This is a genomic window from Cryobacterium sp. TMT1-66-1 (assembly GCF_004403435.1).
Classification (GTDB): Bacteria; Actinomycetota; Actinomycetes; order Actinomycetales; family Microbacteriaceae; genus Cryobacterium; species Cryobacterium flavum.
In genome coordinates this window covers 1-3326 of record NZ_SOGP01000013.1, presented here as the reverse complement: position 1 = coordinate 3326, position 3326 = coordinate 1, and the positions used below count along the sequence as shown (strand labels likewise).

At 54.3% G+C, this 3326-nt stretch carries 2 rRNA genes; both read right to left on the bottom strand.

Going from position 1 to position 3326, the window contains the following annotated elements:
* A 23S ribosomal RNA gene (locus E3T29_RS10605) occupies positions 1–1534 on the bottom strand; the annotation flags it as partial.
* Positions 1535–2000: 466 nt separating this feature from the next.
* Positions 2001–3326: ribosomal RNA gene (locus E3T29_RS10600) — 16S ribosomal RNA — on the bottom strand; the annotation flags it as partial.

The following is a 3326-nucleotide window of genomic DNA, read 5'->3' as shown; positions in this document are numbered from 1 at the left end:
TTCGTCAGTACGGGAATATCAACCCGTTGTCCATCGACTACGCCTGTCGGCCTCGCCTTAGGTCCCGACTTACCCAGGGCGGATTAGCCTGGCCCTGGAACCCTTGATCTTTCGGAGGACGGGTTTCTCACCCGTCTTTCGCTACTCATGCCTGCATTCTCACTCGTGTGGCCTCCACGGCTGGTTTACACCGCCGCTTCGCTGGCCACACGACGCTCTCCTACCCATCAACACGGCTGAACCAACACCACAAGGGTGTTAGCTAACCAAAAATATCAATGCCACAACTTCGGTGGCGTGCTTGAGCCCCGTTACATTGTCGGCGCGGAATCACTTGACCAGTGAGCTATTACGCACTCTTTCAAGGGTGGCTGCTTCTAAGCCAACCTCCTGGTTGTCTGTGCAACTCCACATCCTTTCCCACTTAGCACGCGCTTTGGGACCTTAGTTGGTGGTCTGGGTTGTTTCCCTCTCGACGATGAAGCTTATCCCCCACCGTCTCACTGCTGCGCTCTCACTTACCGGCATTCGGAGTTTGGCTGACGTCAGTAAGCTTTTGGGCCCCATCGGCCATCCAGTAGCTCTACCTCCGGCAAGAAACACGCAACGCTGCACCTAAATGCATTTCGGAGAGAACCAGCTATCACGAAGTTTGATTGGCCTTTCACCCCTATCCACAGCTCATCCCCTCCATTTTCAACTGAAGTGGGTTCGGTCCTCCACGACGTCTTACCGTCGCTTCAACCTGGCCATGGATAGATCACTTCGCTTCGGGTCTAGGACATGCGACTGAATCGCCCTATTCAGACTCGCTTTCGCTACGCATTCCCCTCTCGGGTTAAGCTCGCCACATATCACTAACTCGCAGGCTCATTCTTCAAAAGGCACGCTGTCACCAGAACAAAGCTGGCTCCAACGGTTTGTAAGCAAACGGTTTCAGGTACTATTTCACTCCCCTCCCGGGGTACTTTTCACCTTTCCCTCACGGTACTTGTTCACTATCGGTCATGTAGGAGTATTTAGGCTTATCAGGTGGTCCTGACGGATTCACACGGGATTTCTCGGGCCCCGTGCTACTTGGGATACTTCTCGGGCGATTGCTGCATTTCGACTACGGGGTTCGCACCCTCTATGACCAGGCTTTCAATCCTGTTCGTCTATACAACGTTCTAACCCTTACCATTCGGTAGAATAGGCAGAAAAGTCCCGCAACCCCGACCATGCAACGCCTACCGGCTATCACACATGATCGGTTTAGCCTCATCCGGGTTCGCTCGCCACTACTAACGGAATCACTATTGTTTTCTCTTCCTGTGGGTACTGAGATGTTTCACTTCCCCACGTTCCCTCTACCCGCCCTATATATTCAGGCGGGAGTCACCAGGTCACCTCACGGGCCTGGCGGGGTTTCCCCATTCGGACATCCTCGGATCACAGTTCGTTTATCAACTCCCCGAGGCTTATCGCAGATTACTACGTCCTTCTTCGGCTCTACATGCCAAGGCATTCACCGTTTGCTCTTAAAAATTTGAAATCACATGAGTTTGAATCGATTAAGTGCCGCGAATAAATTCGCGACCGAAATTGACCAATGATCACAGCACTCAATAAAGAGTGCATAGATCTTTGTAATTGACCGCAGCATCCGAAGATCACTGCGGCAAATTTAAGATGCTCGCGTCCACTGTGTAGTTCTCAAAGTACGGGCGGTACCCTTCCCGCCGGCACGTGATGCCAACGAGAAAAAGTCCAGAAGAAACAGATCAACCCAGAACTATGCGTCCCAGATTGTTCCGGTCCCTCAGGACCCAACAGCGTGCCTATGCAAGTCTCTCAACCCGTCGCATTTCCAACCTCCGAGGAGGCGTACCGTGCGGCGAGAAGCCGTTCTTACATCAATGTCAATGTTCCACCCATGAGCGCCATCGGAAGACATTCGCTTCCGTATGACTGGCCGCCATATTCCGCTGTATACAGACGGGACGGCACGTGCTCCTTAGAAAGGAGGTGATCCAGCCGCACCTTCCGGTACGGCTACCTTGTTACGACTTAGTCCTAATCACCGATCCCACCTTCGACAGCTCCGTCCCTTACGGGTTCGGCCACTGGCTTCGGGTGTTACCGACTTTCATGACTTGACGGGCGGTGTGTACAAGGCCCGGGAACGTATTCACCGCAGCGTTGCTGATCTGCGATTACTAGCGACTCCGACTTCATGAGGTCGAGTTGCAGACCTCAATCCGAACTGAGACCGGCTTTTTGGGATTCGCTCCACCTTGCGGTATCGCAGCCCTTTGTACCGGCCATTGTAGCATGCGTGAAGCCCAAGACATAAGGGGCATGATGATTTGACGTCATCCCCACCTTCCTCCGAGTTGACCCCGGCAGTATCCCATGAGTTCCCACCATTACGTGCTGGCAACATAGGACGAGGGTTGCGCTCGTTGCGGGACTTAACCCAACATCTCACGACACGAGCTGACGACAACCATGCACCACCTGTATACCGACCTTGCGGGGCACCTGTTTCCAGGCGTTACCGGTATATGTCAAGCCTTGGTAAGGTTCTTCGCGTTGCATCGAATTAATCCGCATGCTCCGCCGCTTGTGCGGGCCCCCGTCAATTCCTTTGAGTTTTAGCCTTGCGGCCGTACTCCCCAGGCGGGGAACTTAATGCGTTAGCTGCGACACGGAGACCGTGGAATGGTCCCCACATCTAGTTCCCAACGTTTACGGCATGGACTACCAGGGTATCTAATCCTGTTCGCTCCCCATGCTTTCGCTCCTCAGCGTCAGTTACGGCCCAGAGATCTGCCTTCGCCATTGGTGTTCCTCCTGATATCTGCGCATTCCACCGCTACACCAGGAATTCCAATCTCCCCTACCGCACTCTAGTCTGCCCGTACCCACTGCAGGCCCGAGGTTGAGCCTCGGGTTTTCACAGCAGACGCGACAAACCGCCTACGAGCTCTTTACGCCCAATAATTCCGGACAACGCTTGCACCCTACGTATTACCGCGGCTGCTGGCACGTAGTTAGCCGGTGCTTTTTCTGCAGGTACCGTCACTCCCAGGAAAACCCAGTCGCTTCTTCCCTACTAAAAGAGGTTTACAACCCGAAGGCCGTCGTCCCTCACGCGGCGTTGCTGCATCAGGCTTGCGCCCATTGTGCAATATTCCCCACTGCTGCCTCCCGTAGGAGTCTGGGCCGTGTCTCAGTCCCAGTGTGGCCGGTCACCCTCTCAGGCCGGCTACCCGTCGTCGCCTTGGTGAGCCATTACCTCACCAACTAGCTGATAGGCCGCGAGCTCATCCTTGACCAAAATT